We start from the raw sequence: 16,160 nt of genomic DNA on the forward strand, positions 1-16,160 counted from the left end.
TTTACTTTGTTGAATTCTATTCCGTCGTTGCACACCAGTTTAGGCTCAGAAGGAGCAAAGTTCATTGTTGAACAGCAAAAGGAGTGTGTCCAGAAAACTGGACATTTTAAATTGGGGATGCTCATTTTTTAGACATTAAAAAATGAGTCGAGGAGAAGGAAAAGTTGGATGCTCCGGGATGCTGTGCAAACAGAAAAAACCATGTGCCCTGAAAGAAAGTGGCAGCATGGTTTTTGTTCTTATCGTTGTATTTTATATATGTTGACCCATCCCGAAGTTTATCTGAACATGTTTTTGAGCACCATCCAGAGATTTGCTGGTTTCTCGGCCAGACGACGGGTGTAGTACGGGTACCACATGGTTCCATAGGGAACGTAACAACGAATGCGGTATCCTTCCCTGGCCAGGCGTTCCTGTTCGCTCATGCGCAAACCGTACAACATTTGAAACTCAAACGCATCCGGGGAAATTCCACGATCCTTCGCGTATTGCTTGGTCCAGGAGATAATGTGGTCATCATGTGAAGCAACCGCAGTGTATACGCCCTGATCAAGATGATTGCGAATCATCGTTTTGAATTGATCAATCACTTCTGAAGTGTTCTGATAAGCTACGGATGCAGGTTCCTTGTAAGCACCTTTGACCAGACGCAGCCGGATTCCTTCCCGAATCATATCACGTGTATCTTCTACGGTACGATGCAAGTAGGCTTGCAGTACGGTACCTGTATTATCCAGTCCTTCCGAGTGTAAACGACGCACAATATCCAAAGTCGCTTGGGTAAACGGGCTGTCCTCCATATCAATCCGCACAAACAGATTATTCAGTTTGGCTTGAGTGGCAACCGCACGAATATTTCGATAACCCTCGTCAGGGTCCAGCGCAAGTCCCATTTGAGTTGGTTTTAGTGAGACGTTGGAGTCTGCACCCTGACGGGCAATGCCTTCCACCAGACGTACATACTCATCCCGGTACAACGCGGCTTCTCTTAAATGGGTAATCCCCTCGCCCAGATGATCCAGTGTAGCCATAATGCCTTTGTTGTTGAGTACCCGAATCTCTTCGAGAGCTTCTTCCAGTGTGTTGCCTGCGATAAACTTGCCAGCCAGCTTTTTGCCGTATTTGATGGAGAGATTCTCCACAGCTTTATTACCTGCGACGGTCAGCAGCGTTTTACGGTACATTTCGGTTCCGATACTCATCGGGGTTCCTCCTTATGGATCATGCTTCTTTATAACAAAGTTATCTAGCAATAATCATGCCAAGGTTGATCTGCATAGAAGAAAACAGGCGGTAATTTTGAAGAAAAATATTTATTTTCAAAAAAATATTCCTTCTTCAACCGGAGTTGGCACGGATCTTGCTACATATATTGGGTGATGAGTAAAATGCATGGCAACTCAGGCAAACAGCCAGCGAACCCCCACATCTGAAGGAGGAATCATTCATGAATATCCCTTTTGTTAACGAACCATTCACATCTTTTGCAGTCCCGGCCAACCGGGAAGCTTTTGAGAACGCACTTCGCAAGGTGGAGGCTGAACTTGGCCAGGAATACTCTATTATTATCGGGGGGCAAAAAATAACGAGCGCCCGCACATTATCCTCCGTAAATCCTGCGTACAAAAATCAGATCGTCGGAAAGATCTATCAGGCCGATCAAGAGCTTGCCGAGCAGGCAATCCAAACGGCTGCGGAAACATTTCACACATGGAAGCATACGGACCCGAATGAACGTGCCCGTTATTTGTACAAAGCGGCGGCGCTCATGCGGCGTCGTAAGCATGAATTCTCCGCTTGGATGGTATACGAAGCAGGCAAAACATGGCCAGAAGCGGATGCAGACACAGCCGAAGCTATTGATTTTATGGAGTTTTATGCCCGTGAGATGCAGCGTCTGAGTGAACCACAGCCGCTCACACGAATTGCAGGCGAAGATAATGAATTGAGTTATATTCCGCTTGGTGTGGGGGTTGTCATTCCACCGTGGAACTTCCCACTCGCAATTATGGCGGGCATGACCTCGGCAGCATTGGTATCCGGCAACACGGTTGTATTGAAGCCAGCCAGCACAACACCGGTGATTGCCGCCAAATTCATGGAGCTGCTTGCAGAAGTGGGTGTTCCAGATGGCGTAGTGAACTATTTGCCAGGCCCGGGCAGTGAGGTTGGTGATTATTTGGTGGACCATGCGCTCACTCGTTTTATTAGCTTTACCGGCTCCAGAGATGTCGGTCTGCGAATCAATGAACGTGCAGCACGCACCGCGCCGGGACAGAAATGGATTAAACGGGTTATTGCTGAAATGGGCGGCAAGGATTCAATTGTTGTAGATAGCGACAGTGATTTGGAGCTGGCTGCGGAATCGATTACGGCTTCGGCGTTTGGTTTCTCGGGACAGAAGTGCTCTGCGTGTTCCCGTGCCATTATTCATAAAGATGTATATGACGAGGTACTGCAAAAAGTGATTGAACGAACCAAGCAGCTGAGCATGGGCAGTCCACTTGAAGTCGGAAATCAGGTAGGTCCGGTTATCGATGATAAGGCGTATGCCAAGATCACAGAATATATTGAAATAGGCAAGGGTGAAGGACGCCTTGTACTCGGTGGTAGTACAGGGAACGAGGCAGGTTATTTCATTGAACCGACCATTATTGCTGATGTGGACCCGCAAGGGCGGATTTCACAGGAAGAGATTTTTGGACCGGTGCTGGCCTTTATCAAGGCAGAATCCTTCGGGGATGCACTGGATATTGCCAATAATACCGATTATGGACTGACAGGTGCGGTGATCTCTCGCAATCGCGAACATCTGGAACAAGCCAGACGAGAATTTTTTGCGGGTAATCTATATTTTAACCGTAAATGCACAGGTGCACTGGTGGGTACACATCCATTTGGCGGATTTAACATGTCGGGAACAGATTCCAAGGCAGGGGGAAGAGACTACTTGCTGCTGTTCACCCAAGCGAAATTGGTATCGGAGAAATATTAAGTTGAAAAAATGGGTTTGGGCCTGCTGACAATCGCTTGGTCTATATGCTATCATTTCCTGAAAATAGTCTTTATTCGTCAGTTTACTGGAGTTGCTTGAGCAGCACTTAAGGGGGAGACGGATGTTAGGATTTCAGTTGGTGCAGGAGGGGCGTATTCGATTATCCATTACGCCGGAGATGAAGCAATCCATTCATCTGCTGACCTTGTCGGGTCAGGAATTGGCTCGTTATTTGCAGGAAGCAGCAGAAGAAAATCCGGTGCTTGAGCTAGAAGAGCCCTCTGCCCTGCGCGCCCGTCTTTCCCGACGATTGAATGTGGGGAAGTTCTCTTCTCATGATCCGCTTTTACAGGTACAAGGGGACGAACCTACACTTGAACATCTGTTAATATCCCAGCTTCGGTTGCAGAATCTTCTGCCTTCACTGGAGAACACCGCTGTATATTTGGCTGGTTGTGTCAATGAGGATGGCTATCTGACGATGGATTTGACTGAGGTTATGTCGGCAAGGGGGGTATCCATGCCAGAGGCTGTAGCAGCCATGGATATCCTTCAGTCGTTAGACCCTGCAGGTGTGGGCGCACGCAATCTGCGTGAATGCTTGTTGCTTCAAATTAAGCGTGATCCATTGGCTAACGAGTATGCGAAGCACATGGTGGAGGAGGGTCTGGAGGAACTGGTTCGTTTCCATCCGGGCAGAGCAGGAACAAGACTGGGGATTTCGTCACAGCAGGCTCAGGCAGCCTATGACTATATTGCCCGTTTGGACCCGAAACCGTGCCGCTCCATGGGGTGTACGGAACGTCCGCATTACATCGTTCCCGATGCCGTTGTGCAAATAAGGAACGATGAAGTTTCTCTACGGTTAAATTCAGCGGGTGTGCCACGGGTATCCCTGAACGAGGCTTGTTGCCGCTGGATCAGGGAGATCGATGCAGACGAGATCTGGTCAGGTCGGGCAGCAGAAGCGAGAGCAATCATTCGCAGCGTACGCATGCGTCGACGAACGCTGATGCGTGTTCTGGCTGCGATCATGAGTGAACAGGAAGCTTTTCTGCGTGAAGGACCTGCCGGTTTGAAGCCGCTCAATCTGGCGGTTATTGCCGAGGCCATCGGCATGCATGAGTCGACGGTGAGCCGTACGGTCAATGGCAAATTTGTTCAGACACCGCATGGTGTATTTGAACTCAAGGCTTTTTTTGCCTCAGGTCTTGAAACAACGAACGGAGAGATGGCCTCTGCGCCGGCGGTGAAGCTCAGACTGAAAGAGCTGATTCGTTCTGAACGGGCGGAACGCCCATACTCGGACAGTCAACTCACGGCATTACTCGCGAATGAAGGTATCGTTATCTCCCGCAGAACCGTTGCGAAATACAGGGAGGAGCTTCAGATTTTGCCTTCACTTGAACGGAAGCGCTGGGCATGAAGGTACTTTTGGCTTCATTATTTATCGTAAACAAACAACCCCCACAGACCATTAAACTCGGTTTGCGGGGGTTGTTCGTTCCGATTTAACAGCGATCAGAAGGTTGTTCTGTCATCGGAGTGTCAGTGTAAATATTCATTAGTTGAACTTAAGTTGAACTTAATTACAACCGTTCCATATTACGCAGGAAGTGTTCACCTGCAATACCAGGAGTAGTCATCTGCTCTGGGTGCAAAATTTCTTCCAGTTCTTCAGGTGTCAGTAGACCCCGTTCCAGAATAATCTCCTGCAAGGTGTTTCCGGTCTTCATCGCTTCCTTCACTATGGAGGCTGCCACATCATAGCCCAGATGTGGATTCAGCGCTGTAATTACACTGAAGCTCTGCTTCATGATTAACGCACAACGCTCACGGTTCGCTTCCATCTCTTCAACAGCATAACGAGTGAAGACGTCGATGCCATTATTCATGATTTTAAGCGATTGCAACAAGTTGAACGCGATAACCGGACCCATGACGTTCAATTCGAATTGACCAGCTTCACAGGCCATACAGATCGTATGGTCATTCCCCATAACCTGGAAGGATACCTGATTGATCACTTCCGCCATAACCGGATTCACTTTGCCCGGCATGATGGACGAACCTGGCTGACGCGGTGGAAGGCGCAACTCATTGAATCCTGCACGTGGACCGGAAGCCATCATGCGAATATCGTTACAGATTTTGGACAGACTGACAGCACATACTTTCAGTGCGGCCGACAATTCCAGATAGGCATCCGTATTCTGTGTGGCATCCACAAGATCCTCGGCCGTTTGCAAATTCAATCCTGTCACATCGGACAGATGCTCCGTGACTTTGACGATGTATTCCGGTTTGGCATTGAGGCCTGTACCTACAGCCGTCGCTCCCAAGTTAATGGTGAGCAGACGACGATTTGCGAACTCGAGACGCTCAATATCACGTCCGATAACGCGCGCATAGGCACCGAACTCTTGTCCAAGGCGAATAGGCACAGCATCCTGAAGATGTGTCCGACCTACTTTGACTACATCGTTAAATTCCTGTTCTTTTTTGCGGAACGCATCCTGCAGACGCTTCATCGTATCCAGCAACGTTTCAGACAACCGATACGCAGCAATGCGTAGTGCGGTTGGGATTACGTCATTGGTGGATTGGGACATGTTCACATGGTTATTCGGGTTACAGTGGAAATAGTCACCCTTGTTCTGCAATAACAGTTCCAGTCCACGATTGGCCAGAATTTCGTTCATATTCATATTCATGGAGGTGCCTGCACCGCCCTGAATGGAGTCAACAATAAAATGATCCAGATGATGGCCTTTCATCATTTCTTCAGCAGCCATGACGATGACATCGCCAATTTTGCGTGGCAGCATCTTCAGCTCCATATTCGTGATTGCCGCAGCCTTTTTCACCGCAGCCAGAGCTGTAATCAGCTCCCGGTGTACAGGAACGCCGGTAATCGGGAAGTTCTCTACAGCCCGAATCGTCTGTATTCCGTAATAAGCATAAGCAGGAATTTCTTTTTCTCCAATAAAATCTTTCTCCGTCCTTGTGGACATTGTAGACATTTCGTTCGCCTCCAGTGGCATCCAAAAATAGGTCAGCTCCGGCAATGCCGAAGCGCACTCAGTATATCATTTAAGCAAAATGGATGCCAACCTAAATCATTTCACCCTTCTTGCCGATAAATAATTTAAATTAAGGATATCACCTTGGCAGATTAAAGTTTCAGTCAGTCAAAACTCGTCTTATCAATTATGCTCCACTCAGAGGAGAAGTCATGCATGAAGAATTAGATGGGTAGTGGATTTGTCGTTTTCAGTGATCTAAATCACATGTTATTTGGTTATCTACTGGTAAAATAGGAAAAAAGGACTATGAGGTGTGAAGATGAAGTGGACTTTAGGCGCAAAAACCGTCGCAGGTTTGGTACTGATTTCACTGATTACGTACGGAACTAGCGGCTTTTTTATATTTTTCCTCCAGGACTGGCTCTCGTTCTCTATGCCAAGCTGGTTGTACATCTCCATCGTACTCATCATGGGTGTGTGCTGGAACGCGATTCTGGGCTGGTTTGCCTCCCGCTGGCTAACTCGTCCAATTGTACATTTGTCCCGTGCGGCACAACAAGTCTCATCGGGGGATTTGACGGCCGAGATTCCAGAGCGGCGTACACAGGATGAAATTACTGTATTATATGATGCTTTTCGCGTAATGGTTTTCAATCTGAGAAGTATTGTAAACGATATTACGGATAGTACACGTACAACCTCACAGAACGCACAGTCACTCAGTGAAGCGATTGCCCAGGCAGCAGAGCAGATCGAGATGATGTCTGATGCGGTGGATCATATTGCTGTGGGTGTGGAAGAGCAGAAGACGACTTCACATCAGTCGCTGATTACAGCAGATGAAATGTTGAATGATTTTCAGCGTATGCGCAGTCAGTCGATCGGTATGACAGAGATGTCCGGCCAGATGGAACGCTCGGTAGATCATACGAAACAAACCTTCTCTTCTCTGATGAAAGGAATGGACGAGCTGACGGAGTCCCACAACCGTTCCCGTGACATCATGGTGCTGCTTGAGAAGGAAGCGTCGGATATTGAAGCCATTACTCAGTCCGTCAAAAACATTGCAGAGGAAACAGGATTGCTTGCCTTGAACGCTTCCATTGAGGCTGCACGTGCGGGAGAAGAGGGATCGGGCTTTGCTGTAGTGGCACAGCAGATTCGCAAGCTGGCAGACGAGAGTAAACAATCGGTGCATCGGATTAATGAGCTGATCAGCCGTGTTCAGCAGCGTATCAAGGATACAGCCCAACTGATTCATGAACAGCATGGCCTCGTTGTGAATGAATCCGAGCGCACGATCTCTGTTGATCAGACGTTGCAGGAGCTTACAGGTACGGTAGAAGTGTTTATGAAGGGCGCTCATGAAATCGGATCCAAAATTGGGGAACAGACCAGCCGCGTGGAACAAACGCATGGTCATGTGAAAAAGATCCAAGGGAAAGCAGGATCGTTCTCGGATGAGGCGAGACGGATTATGGATGCGGCACATGAAGAGACAGCAATCATGCAGGAAATTTCGTCCTCGGCTGAAGAGCTGAGACAGTTAACAGATCGATTAATGGACAAAACGAAAGCATTTCGGATGCAGCCTTGAGCTGTTTCCGGGATGTTTTTTTGCTTATTATGGTTAAAGCCGAACGTTCTTTCGTAAAAACTGAAATATGTAAAGATTTTTTTATGAAACATTAACAAATTCGCAACGCTTGGGCGATAAATGAAGATATAATGGTAGTATTCCACTACAGATTAAGGAGCCCAGCATATTGAAAACTTGGACAGGTATCCTGCTGATGATTATTTTGGCGGTAGCGACGATTAGTACAACTTCGTCTGCCAGAACCATGAATGAATCGCAAAAACAGCTTAACATAGATGATCAATCCAGCCAGACCTCAGCGGTCGTGGCTTCCAATATAGAAACAATGAATGAAGCAGCGTTTACAACGAAGGAATCGATCCCTGTTAAGGGAGAGTACGTTTCGGTTGCTCCGGAAAATGAGAACGTAAGACTGTACCCCATGAAAGTCGAAGGTTCAGGATATATATATAACGGTATGGTGTTGGAAGTGAACGGCAAGAAACGTGAATTCAGTAAATGGCAGGGAGAAGGCGGCTCTTACAAACCGGAAGTACACGAACTGGATCTGAATGGAGATGGCAAGAAGGAGGTTGTTGTGTTGTTTACAGCCGGTCATGGTACAGGCATTTATCTAGGTGAGGCCCATATTATCGATCCAGACACGCTGGAAGAAATGAAGATGCAGTCACTAGATGAGATTGTGAAGCAGCATGTGAATTCGAAAGTCAGTGTTACACCAGATCAGGTGACGATCAACATTACCGTTGATGGTGTTCATGCAGAGCCTTCACTGATGGAGGAAGACACGAGCGAGGGAGTGTATAACGAGGAGCTCAAGTTCGGCGGTGTTGTGTATTACAGTGTAGAGAACGGCAAGTTGCTTGTGTCGGCATCCGGTGCATACGGTATGGGTTTATATGACGGTGATCTGAACTTTGCCTATGATAATAAGGATGGCGAGTGGCAGGCTGTGGAGTTGGAGTACAGCTCGGAAGAGTATGAAGATGAGTACTATGAATCTTTTGATTGAATCGATTGATTAGAGAAGAGCGGAATTGCAGGCAGTTATGACAAAAAGATATATCCCCATTGTCTAAAATGACACAGGGAAACGGGTGAGGCTGAAAAAAATGATATACCTTTAGCCTCGCTTTGTGCTATCCAAAATCGAATTATATTCCAGGAATTTACCATGAAATGGTTGACACAAACACTTTAGTCGTTTAAATGTATAAAGGATGGAACTCATCTATTTCATACTTTCAGGAGGGATTATTAATGAAGAAGAAGGTCGTATTGGGCTTAATGGTGGGTACACTAACACTCGGCGTTGGCACTGGAGCACTTGCAGCAACGGGTCTGGAACCGATCAAAGCGTATTTGAACAGCAAGATATCTCTGAAAATAAATGGGACAACGGTAACAGCCAAAGACGCCAATGGCAAGACGGTTCTGCCGATTACGTATAATGGAACAACTTATCTGCCTGTGCGTGCAGTAGGTGACCTGTTGGGTACTGAGATCAGTTATGACAGTGCCAACTCCTCCGTTATTATTGGCGACAGTAATGGATCAGCTCCATCGGAAACAAACAAACTGACATTGAGTTCGCTCGGAGAAACCGTGTTGGGAACGTCTGGATGGCATACCAAAGATCCCGCAGATACTTCCTTCAAGGGCAAGGATTACAAAGATGTTTATTTGCATACCGATTCGGTCAAGCAGGGAAAAAGTTTCCAAATCATGACGCAAAAAAAATATTCCAAATTACATCTGGAACTGGCAGCAGTAGGCGGTTCCCAGGAGATTAAAATAATGGATGCCAATAATACAACCCTGAAATCTGTATCGCTTGCTGCGGGAGATGGTTTGATTGGTGTTGATGTGGATGTATCCAAAACAGATTTTGTGTTTGTAGAGATTGTGGATGAAGCGCCTGGTTCTTCCTTGTTTGTGCCCCTGACTACATCTTATTTGATCAAATAAAATGACTTGTGGAACGTGAAAAACGATTATCGTCTGAACATCAGCCGGGTTTCTCGGGATGATGAACAGCGATAATCGTTTATTTGTTTCTATTGTAATCGTTGATTATCGAATCATGGTATCCAGTGGTTTCAGTCTGGATTCAATCTCTGCCCGGCGTCCTTCAAGGAATGGAGGCAAAGCCAGGGACTCGCCAAGATGAGCCAATTCTTCATCCGTATCAAAGCCGGGACCGTCGGTTGCAAGCTCGAACAGAATACCATTTGCTTCACGGAAATAAAGGGAGCGGAAGTAGAAACGGTCTACGAAACCGGAATTCGGGAACCGGAAGTTATGCACGCGTTCCACCCATTGTTTCAGTTCTTCCTCATTATCCACACGGAAGGCCACATGGTGCACGCTGCCACGTCCAGGGCGTTCTTGGGCAAGGTCATTCCGTTCTTCGACATGCACCTCGGAGCCGCTACCACCTTCACCGGATTCAAAGACGAGTACATCCGGTTGGCCTGCGACAAAAGCAGGGTAGGCCCCTTTTTGACGGAAGCCGAGCAGTTCGGTAAGGACTGGAGCGGTAAGGGATGCATCTCTAACGGTAAGATGAATCGGACCTAATCCCACAATGCCGTACTCGGCGGGCACGGGGCTTTGCTCCCACGGTTTACCCCCTGCAACACCTGTATTGTTTTCATCGGAGACGAGAATCAGGCGTTGTCCTTCAAAGTCCGTAAACGAGAGAGTAGCGCGTCCCCCGCGTTCGGTGATTTCTCCATGTGGGACATCAAATTCGTCAAAACGCTGTTGCCAGTACGCAAGAGCTTTATCGTTTGGCACTCGCAGGGACGTTGCTGAGATGCTGTTCACACCTTCGCGTGTCTGTCCTGCCATCGGAATTTCAAAGAAGGTAAGTTCGGTACCCGGATTTCCTTTTTCATCTCCATAGAAGAGGTGATAGACCGAAACATCATCCTGGTTGACTGTTTTTTTGATCAGTCGCAGCCCCATAATGTTGGTATAGAAACGATAATTCTCAGCGGCGTGTGCGGTCAGTGCGGATACATGGTGAAGTCCTTTGATTTGCATTATAAATTCCTCCTGGTGATGCATCTTATTTTATAATATTTCGTTAAGAAAGTTACTAACTTTTAGTGTGTTTTGTTCTTGGATTTATCTTAACATAAAGATATTTAAATAACAATCCTTATTTAGAATTCCATCTGGACAGTCCACTCATTCAATGCCAAAATGAAAAAGTTAACATTAAAGAGATATATTGTGTTTGTTTAACAAGAAGGAGAGAAGAGGCGCATGGCATATCCCCAGTGGCTAGACCCTTATGATGCGGAACCTTTTATACTGTTTTCAACTTCACACCTGTGGGCGATCGGCCTGATTGCTGCACTTATTATATTGATGTTCCTGTTTAAGAGCTGGCTACGCTCATCTTCATCCAACACACGCCGTACCATTCGAATTACGATGGCATGTGTCATGTTCGGCTGTGAGATTGTGCTTCAGCTCTGGTATGTGTATGGGGATGTGTGGAGTATGCAGACTTCATTGCCGCTGGAACTATGCAGTCTGTCACTGCTGTTATCTGCACTGCTACTATTGACACGTAGTCGACTGCTGCATTCTGCATTGCTGTTCGCAGGAATAGCAGGAGCCTTGATGGCAATCGTAACGCCTAATCTCGGTTATGCGTATGCCCATTTTCGTTTCATTCAATTTTTTACTGCTCACGCTTGTATTATTCTGGCGTTGTTCTATATGACTTGGGTAGAACAGCTTCGTCCAAGCTGGAGATCTGTGTTGGGTTCAATGATATTTGTGAATGTGGCAGCGTTGGTCGTATACGGTGTGGATGTCCTGCTTGACGCCAATTATATGTTTTTGAGACATAAACCGGATACGCCTTCAGTGCTCGACATGCTGGGCCCTTATCCCTTGTACATTCTTGGCGAAGAGGTGTTGGCTGTAGTGATGTTCTCCCTGATGTACGTCCTGCTCTTTGCGATTCCGCAGCGGCTAAATAACCGAGTGAAGAGAGGAAAGAGTTCCGCGCTCTAGTTAAAAGTCACCTGAAAGCGATAGGTAAGCACGGGACTCTCTTTTCTTTGTTCTTTTATAAAGTCATATATCAAGCCAAACATCCCGAAACAGACTGGATATCCAGACCGTTTGCGGGATGTTTGGCTGTTAACTGATCATTGAGCATGAGATGATGAGATGGATGTTATCCACGGAGCAAAGATTCTGCCCCATCCACGTAGATCCGGGTACCGGTCACATGGGAAGATTCATCGGAAGCGAGGAAAAGCACGAGATTGGCTACCTGCTTTGGCGTTCCTGGTTCACCTTTGAGTGGGTGTTCATGACCTTCCGGGAATTCAACCGGGATCTGTACTTCTTTCAGATCGTCCGAAGGATAGGTGTTGTCATCGATGTTGGTATCAATGGCTCCCGGACAGACGGCGTTGACACGGATCTTGTAACGGGCCAGTTCCAATGCAGCCATCTTCGTAAAAGCCGTTTGACCTGCTTTGCTGGAAGCGTATGCAGAGAATCCGATGCCAGAGAATACGCGGTTACCGTTAATGGAACTTGTAATAATAATGCTTCCTCCGCGGTCTTTCAAATGGGGTATGGCGTACTTCACGGTTGCAAATGTGCCACGCATATTGATGCCCATCGTCTGATCCCAGTCTTCAGGTTCCATCGTTTCAATCGGAGCCATCGTGCCGTTAATGCCAGCATTGGCAAATACAATATCCAGCTGTCCAGCTTGCTCTGCCACCTGATTGATGGCCTTCTGAACGTTGTCCGGTTTGGATACATCACATTCAATGACGTGGGCTTCTCCGCCTGCGTTCTCAATGGTCTGTTTGGTTTTCTCTGCATTCTCCGGGGTTCGATCCAGCATGAACACTTTGGCCCCATGCTCAGCGAATCGAATGGCTGTTGCCTGACCAATTCCTGAGCCACCTCCGGTTACAATCGCGATTTTCCCTTGCAAACGTTGTTCAGTCATCCTGATCCCTCCGTATCGTATGGATTGTCAGTATACTCTCTATCTCTACATACCCGACTAAAGAATGATGAATCATAAGCACTACCAAAAAAACAGGACCGTTAAACGGCCCTGTATCAGTAATTTAGATATAATAATAATCTGGATTGCTTCAAAGTTACTTATGTTTCTTCCAGTCCATCGAGCTGTTGTTCAACAGGTATTCAAAATCGTTATCTTTCCGCTTCTGTTCCGCTTTACGAGCTTCTTCCGCCTGCAGGCGTTCCTGCTCTTTGCGGTCTGCCTCGGCAGCTTTGGCTTCATCAGCCTGAGCTTTCAGTTTCTCTAGCACATCACTGCTCAGCAGATCCTTTAGTGTGGTCGGTTTATCCTGTGCTGCTTTGGGAGCAGGGGTGTGTTTTTTGGATTTTGCCATGGAATAGTCTCCTCTCAAAAACATAAATCAACTGCCATTATCGTTTAGTATTCATATTATATCAGGTTCACCAAACCCATTCCATGTAACTGCGGAACAAAAGCAGGATATAGGGGGTTACGTGACGAATGAAAACGGGTATAAATTCATATATTATTACCGATACTGCGACTATTCCCTGGAGAAAGGAGTCGTTGTTCGTGGAAGTAAACCGTAGTTTACTGAAAGGGCTTGCATGGGGTGTTGCTTTCAGCTGTCCGCTATGGATTGCGATCATCGGTTGGTTGCGTTTGATGGGATGGATGTATTGAGAACAGCGGGTTGCAGAGCTGCTGCATATAGAATTGTGCCAGAAGAGGGCATTTTTTATAAAGTCATTTTTGTAAACGCTAACAATAAATAAAGCTCTGCCTTGCGAGAATCGCATAGGACAGAGCTTTTGTTTGTCTTACAGGTTATGAATCAGAACGATGACTACGTTCTGTTCCAAAGGTTAAGGCATTTTTACCGGTTCTGGATACTCCAGACCGTGGGTGTCGACAGTGACTTTCTTCATCACCTGATCGGTGACTGGTTTATCCTGTTCGCCTATTTGTTGAGCCGCAATGCCATCAACGACATCCATACCTTCTGTCACTTTGCCAAAGGTAGCATAAGCGTTATCCAGGTAATCAGCATCCGCTAACATGATGAAAAACTGGGAGCCTGCGGAGTCCAAATCATTTGTCCGGGCCATGGAAATGACCCCACGCGTATGATTCAGGTGGTTTTTGTGACCATTAGACGTAAACTCGCCTTTAATCGTATAACCTGGGCCTCCTGAACCGTTGCCATCTGGATCACCACCCTGAATCATGAAGCCTGGAATGACGCGGTGAAAGATCAGGCCGTCATAAAAACCCTTATTCGCCAGTGAGATGAAATTGTTCACCGTGTTTGGAGCGATCTCTGGATAAAGCTCGATGACGATTTTCTGACCATCCGACATTTCAATGGTGGCAACTGGATTTGGGCCAGCAGGTTCCACTGGAGCCGGTGTTTCCGTCGCGCCGCTTGTAGGGCGCCCACAACCACTAATGACGATAAGCAGCATCGCTAGAACCAGCGACACAGCTGTTGTTTTTTTCCACCGAAAAGACATGAGAACGTTCCCCCTTGCATCTCTGCATAATATATTTAGTCAGAATTATTTTCGGATAATCCCTCAACTATCATACCGTTTTTGCGGACAAGATGGCAATGCAAGGAAGGATATTATGAGCGATAAGGGATGGTGTAAATGCTTACAGAGGTGTAAAATAAGGAAAATGCTTCCGCAGTCAGGGACGTACGGGTCTGTTCCGTCCGCTCCAATACACGGCAGTCCCGGCGTCAGTAACGGAAAGGGCGTGCGGGTATATGGACTTCTCGTGGAAGCGTAATCTGGTGATTTTGTGGATTGGTGTGTTTTTCTGCAGCACCGCTTATTCAATCTCCATCCCATTTCTGCCTTTATTTCTGAGTGGCGATCTGGGCGTTCGTAATCACCTGGAGTTCTGGTCAGGGCTTGCCTTTGGCATCACGTTTCTGGCAAGTGCGCTGGTGTCTCCCTTCTGGGGATCACTGGCTGACAAATACGGACGCAAGCCAATGCTGATCCGGTCGGGATACAGCCTTGCGGTTTTGTATTTGATCAATTATTTTGTGCAGGACCCATATTCACTAATCGTGGTTCGTTTGTTTCAGGGATTGCTCGCCGGGTTTGTACCGGCAGCGATTGCACTGGTCGGTACCAACACACCGGAAGAGAAGACAGGGTATGCACTTGGTATCATGTCTACAGCCGGGGCAACAGGAGGTATAATCGGCCCATTAATTGGCGGGGTGGTAAGCCACTATTACGGCAACCGGAATGCGTTTTTATTTTCCAGCATCGTAGTATTGGTCTCGGCGTTGATCGCAACCTTCTGGGTCAAAGAAGAGAACTTCAACCGGAACAAGGCACGTTCTCATGTGATGGATGACATCCGTGAAGCCAGGGCCAATCGATTGTTTATTACGGTGCTTGGCATGATGGGCATATGTACCTTCTCCGTCATGATTCTGGAGCCATTATTGACGGTATACGTGATGGAAATGGGCATTCAGCCTGATCGTGCTTCTCTCAGTTCGGGAATTATTTTCTCTGCGGTTGGTGTAGCTACGGTCATTATGGCACCGCGCTGGGGGAAAATTGGCTCGCGAATCGGGTATGGCAAAGTACTTATCATTGGCCTTGTTGGTGGGGCGATTGGTAACCTCCTGCAGTTTTTCACTACAGGTTATATCGGCTTCGGCATATTGCGATTTGTGTATGGATTGTTCTTCGCTGCGGTATTCCCGGCGATCAATGCGATGATTGTACAAGTGACTGAACCCGGTTTCCGGGGAAGAGCATTCAGCCTAAATCAGTCGGCTTCCCAGATCGGTACGATGGCGGGGCCGATTATTGGTGGAGTTCTGGGTGGCTGGTTGCCGATTCGCTGGATTTTTATCATTAATGGAGTTGCGCTGCTGATTACCGCCATTGTGGCGAAATGGTCTAGACTTGAGCAGAGGTTGCCGGGACCGGGCAAACCTTTAGCGAAGTAAACGCTATTGTTAAATTGCGAATCGAACAGCAGAGAAATGGGATGGCACTGTAGAAATACGGTGACCATCTCTTTTTCAGGATGAACTCTTTGTCATTGTGAAGGGCAAAACAAAAAGAAACCTCTTGGCAAAGAGGTTTCCTATACTCTCATTGGATCTGTAATGCGTTCCTACTCATCCTCAGATGAATCATTTCGGGTAACTTTCTCCTTCGGAATTGCATGTTCAACAGCATCAAGCTGATCCTCATCCGCTAGGGCTTCCGGAAAGGAGTCTTCCGTGAATAATCCAAAATTAGGATCAATATCCCGTTCGGTTACCAAATTATTGGGCTCATGTACTTGTCGCTTGTGATCATCCTTCATTGTGTCTGCACCTCCTATGTCCGGCTGTGGCGAGAGGATTTAACGCCGTGGTGGAATATCGTTCTCCGGTTTGGCATCCGCTCCAGCGCCGTTCAGCAGGTCCGTCCCGTGAAGGGCATTGGGGTCGGGTGCGGCGGGATCAACTGGACTATT

15 protein-coding genes are annotated in these 16,160 nt (G+C 47.2%); 8 read left to right on the forward strand and 7 right to left on the reverse strand.

The window, feature by feature from the left end; all coding sequences use genetic code 11:
• Positions 1 to 278: 278 nt before the first annotated feature.
• Entirely contained in the window at positions 279 to 1,202 is a 924-nt protein-coding gene (locus AMS66_RS24870; RefSeq protein WP_053783345.1) for a proline dehydrogenase family protein, read from the reverse strand.
• Between the two features lie 245 nt (positions 1,203 to 1,447).
• Between AMS66_RS24870 and pruA the strand changes: the two genes are divergently transcribed.
• Together pruA and rpoN are read left to right on the forward strand one after the other, a co-directional pair.
• Positions 1,448 to 2,995 carry an L-glutamate gamma-semialdehyde dehydrogenase gene (pruA, locus tag AMS66_RS24875; protein WP_053783346.1) on the forward strand — a complete coding sequence of 516 codons (1,548 nt, stop codon included), beginning with the start codon at positions 1,448 to 1,450 and terminating at the stop codon, positions 2,993 to 2,995.
• Between the two features lie 121 nt (positions 2,996 to 3,116).
• The gene (gene rpoN, locus AMS66_RS24880) at positions 3,117 to 4,421 is read left to right on the forward strand and encodes an RNA polymerase factor sigma-54 (RefSeq protein WP_053783347.1); all 1,305 of its coding nucleotides are present in this window, start codon (positions 3,117 to 3,119) and stop codon (positions 4,419 to 4,421) included.
• Between the two features lie 163 nt (positions 4,422 to 4,584).
• On the opposite strand, the gene AMS66_RS24885 is transcribed toward rpoN, so the two are convergent.
• Positions 4,585 to 6,018, reverse strand: a complete 1,434-nt coding sequence (locus AMS66_RS24885) for an aspartate ammonia-lyase (protein WP_053783348.1) — start codon at positions 6,016 to 6,018, stop codon at positions 4,585 to 4,587.
• A 322-nt stretch (positions 6,019 to 6,340) separates the two neighbouring features.
• Here AMS66_RS24885 and AMS66_RS24890 point away from each other — a divergent pair, with 322 nt between their 5' ends.
• From AMS66_RS24890 to AMS66_RS24900, 3 genes are all read left to right on the forward strand, one after another.
• Complete coding sequence (locus AMS66_RS24890) at positions 6,341 to 7,618, forward strand: methyl-accepting chemotaxis protein (RefSeq protein WP_053783349.1); 1,278 nt, start codon at positions 6,341 to 6,343, stop codon at positions 7,616 to 7,618.
• A gap of 169 nt (positions 7,619 to 7,787) precedes the next feature.
• The gene (locus AMS66_RS24895) at positions 7,788 to 8,633 is read left to right on the forward strand and encodes a hypothetical protein (RefSeq protein WP_053783350.1); all 846 of its coding nucleotides are present in this window, start codon (positions 7,788 to 7,790) and stop codon (positions 8,631 to 8,633) included.
• 248 nt (positions 8,634 to 8,881) lie between these two features.
• Positions 8,882 to 9,589 carry a stalk domain-containing protein gene (locus AMS66_RS24900; protein WP_053783351.1) on the forward strand — a complete coding sequence of 236 codons (708 nt, stop codon included), beginning with the start codon at positions 8,882 to 8,884 and terminating at the stop codon, positions 9,587 to 9,589.
• 105 nt (positions 9,590 to 9,694) lie between these two features.
• Here AMS66_RS24900 and AMS66_RS24905 read toward each other — a convergent pair whose 3' ends face one another.
• On the reverse strand, positions 9,695 to 10,669 hold the full coding sequence (locus AMS66_RS24905) for a ring-cleaving dioxygenase (RefSeq protein ID WP_053783352.1): 975 nt from the start codon (positions 10,667 to 10,669) through the stop codon (positions 9,695 to 9,697).
• A 225-nt stretch (positions 10,670 to 10,894) separates the two neighbouring features.
• On the opposite strand from AMS66_RS24905, the gene AMS66_RS24910 reads away from it, so the two are divergent.
• A complete protein-coding gene (locus AMS66_RS24910; RefSeq protein WP_053783353.1) occupies positions 10,895 to 11,656 on the forward strand; it encodes a YwaF family protein in 762 nt (253 codons plus the stop codon).
• Between the two features lie 166 nt (positions 11,657 to 11,822).
• Here AMS66_RS24910 and AMS66_RS24915 read toward each other — a convergent pair whose 3' ends face one another.
• Together AMS66_RS24915 and AMS66_RS24920 are read right to left on the reverse strand one after the other, a co-directional pair.
• A complete protein-coding gene (locus tag AMS66_RS24915) occupies positions 11,823 to 12,617 on the reverse strand; it encodes an SDR family oxidoreductase (RefSeq protein WP_053783354.1) in 795 nt (264 codons plus the stop codon).
• Positions 12,618 to 12,774: 157 nt separating this feature from the next.
• The gene (locus AMS66_RS24920; protein ID WP_024632484.1) at positions 12,775 to 13,032 is read right to left on the reverse strand and encodes a YqkE family protein; all 258 of its coding nucleotides are present in this window, start codon (positions 13,030 to 13,032) and stop codon (positions 12,775 to 12,777) included.
• Positions 13,033 to 13,160: 128 nt separating this feature from the next.
• Here AMS66_RS24920 and AMS66_RS24925 point away from each other — a divergent pair, with 128 nt between their 5' ends.
• Positions 13,161 to 13,343 (forward strand): hypothetical protein, encoded by a 183-nt coding sequence (locus tag AMS66_RS24925; protein ID WP_024632483.1) that lies wholly within the window; start codon positions 13,161 to 13,163, stop codon positions 13,341 to 13,343.
• Between the two features lie 182 nt (positions 13,344 to 13,525).
• On the opposite strand, the gene AMS66_RS24930 is transcribed toward AMS66_RS24925, so the two are convergent.
• Entirely contained in the window at positions 13,526 to 14,173 is a 648-nt protein-coding gene (locus AMS66_RS24930; RefSeq protein ID WP_053783355.1) for a peptidylprolyl isomerase, read from the reverse strand.
• A gap of 257 nt (positions 14,174 to 14,430) precedes the next feature.
• Between AMS66_RS24930 and AMS66_RS24935 the strand changes: the two genes are divergently transcribed.
• A complete protein-coding gene (locus AMS66_RS24935) occupies positions 14,431 to 15,642 on the forward strand; it encodes an MFS transporter (RefSeq protein ID WP_053783356.1) in 1,212 nt (403 codons plus the stop codon).
• Positions 15,643 to 15,812: 170 nt separating this feature from the next.
• Here AMS66_RS24935 and AMS66_RS24940 read toward each other — a convergent pair whose 3' ends face one another.
• The gene (locus AMS66_RS24940) at positions 15,813 to 16,007 is read right to left on the reverse strand and encodes a hypothetical protein (RefSeq protein ID WP_053783357.1); all 195 of its coding nucleotides are present in this window, start codon (positions 16,005 to 16,007) and stop codon (positions 15,813 to 15,815) included.
• Between the last annotated feature and the right edge of the window lie 153 nt (positions 16,008 to 16,160).

The sequence above is a fragment of the Paenibacillus xylanivorans genome, from assembly GCF_001280595.1.
Classification (GTDB): domain Bacteria; phylum Bacillota; class Bacilli; order Paenibacillales; family Paenibacillaceae; genus Paenibacillus; species Paenibacillus xylanivorans.

Excerpts from the sequence above, each read along its gene's own strand:
- AMS66_RS24940 (WP_053783357.1), bottom strand. The coding sequence starts at position 16,007 with ATGAAGGATGATCACAAGCGACAAGTACATGAGCCCAATAATTTGGTA.
- AMS66_RS24920 (WP_024632484.1), bottom strand. The coding sequence starts at position 13,032 with ATGGCAAAATCCAAAAAACACACCCCTGCTCCCAAAGCAGCACAGGAT.
- AMS66_RS24915 (WP_053783354.1), bottom strand. The coding sequence starts at position 12,617 with ATGACTGAACAACGTTTGCAAGGGAAAATCGCGATTGTAACCGGAGGT.
- AMS66_RS24905 (WP_053783352.1), bottom strand. The coding sequence starts at position 10,669 with ATGCAAATCAAAGGACTTCACCATGTATCCGCACTGACCGCACACGCC.
- AMS66_RS24910 (WP_053783353.1), top strand. The coding sequence starts at position 10,895 with ATGGCATATCCCCAGTGGCTAGACCCTTATGATGCGGAACCTTTTATA.
- AMS66_RS24885 (WP_053783348.1), bottom strand. The coding sequence starts at position 6,018 with ATGTCTACAATGTCCACAAGGACGGAGAAAGATTTTATTGGAGAAAAA.
- AMS66_RS24900 (WP_053783351.1), top strand. The coding sequence starts at position 8,882 with ATGAAGAAGAAGGTCGTATTGGGCTTAATGGTGGGTACACTAACACTC.
- AMS66_RS24925 (WP_024632483.1), top strand. The coding sequence starts at position 13,161 with ATGAAAACGGGTATAAATTCATATATTATTACCGATACTGCGACTATT.
- rpoN (WP_053783347.1), top strand. The coding sequence starts at position 3,117 with ATGTTAGGATTTCAGTTGGTGCAGGAGGGGCGTATTCGATTATCCATT.
- AMS66_RS24935 (WP_053783356.1), top strand. The coding sequence starts at position 14,431 with ATGGACTTCTCGTGGAAGCGTAATCTGGTGATTTTGTGGATTGGTGTG.
- AMS66_RS24890 (WP_053783349.1), top strand. The coding sequence starts at position 6,341 with ATGAAGTGGACTTTAGGCGCAAAAACCGTCGCAGGTTTGGTACTGATT.
- AMS66_RS24930 (WP_053783355.1), bottom strand. The coding sequence starts at position 14,173 with ATGTCTTTTCGGTGGAAAAAAACAACAGCTGTGTCGCTGGTTCTAGCG.
- AMS66_RS24870 (WP_053783345.1), bottom strand. The coding sequence starts at position 1,202 with ATGAGTATCGGAACCGAAATGTACCGTAAAACGCTGCTGACCGTCGCA.
- pruA (WP_053783346.1), top strand. The coding sequence starts at position 1,448 with ATGAATATCCCTTTTGTTAACGAACCATTCACATCTTTTGCAGTCCCG.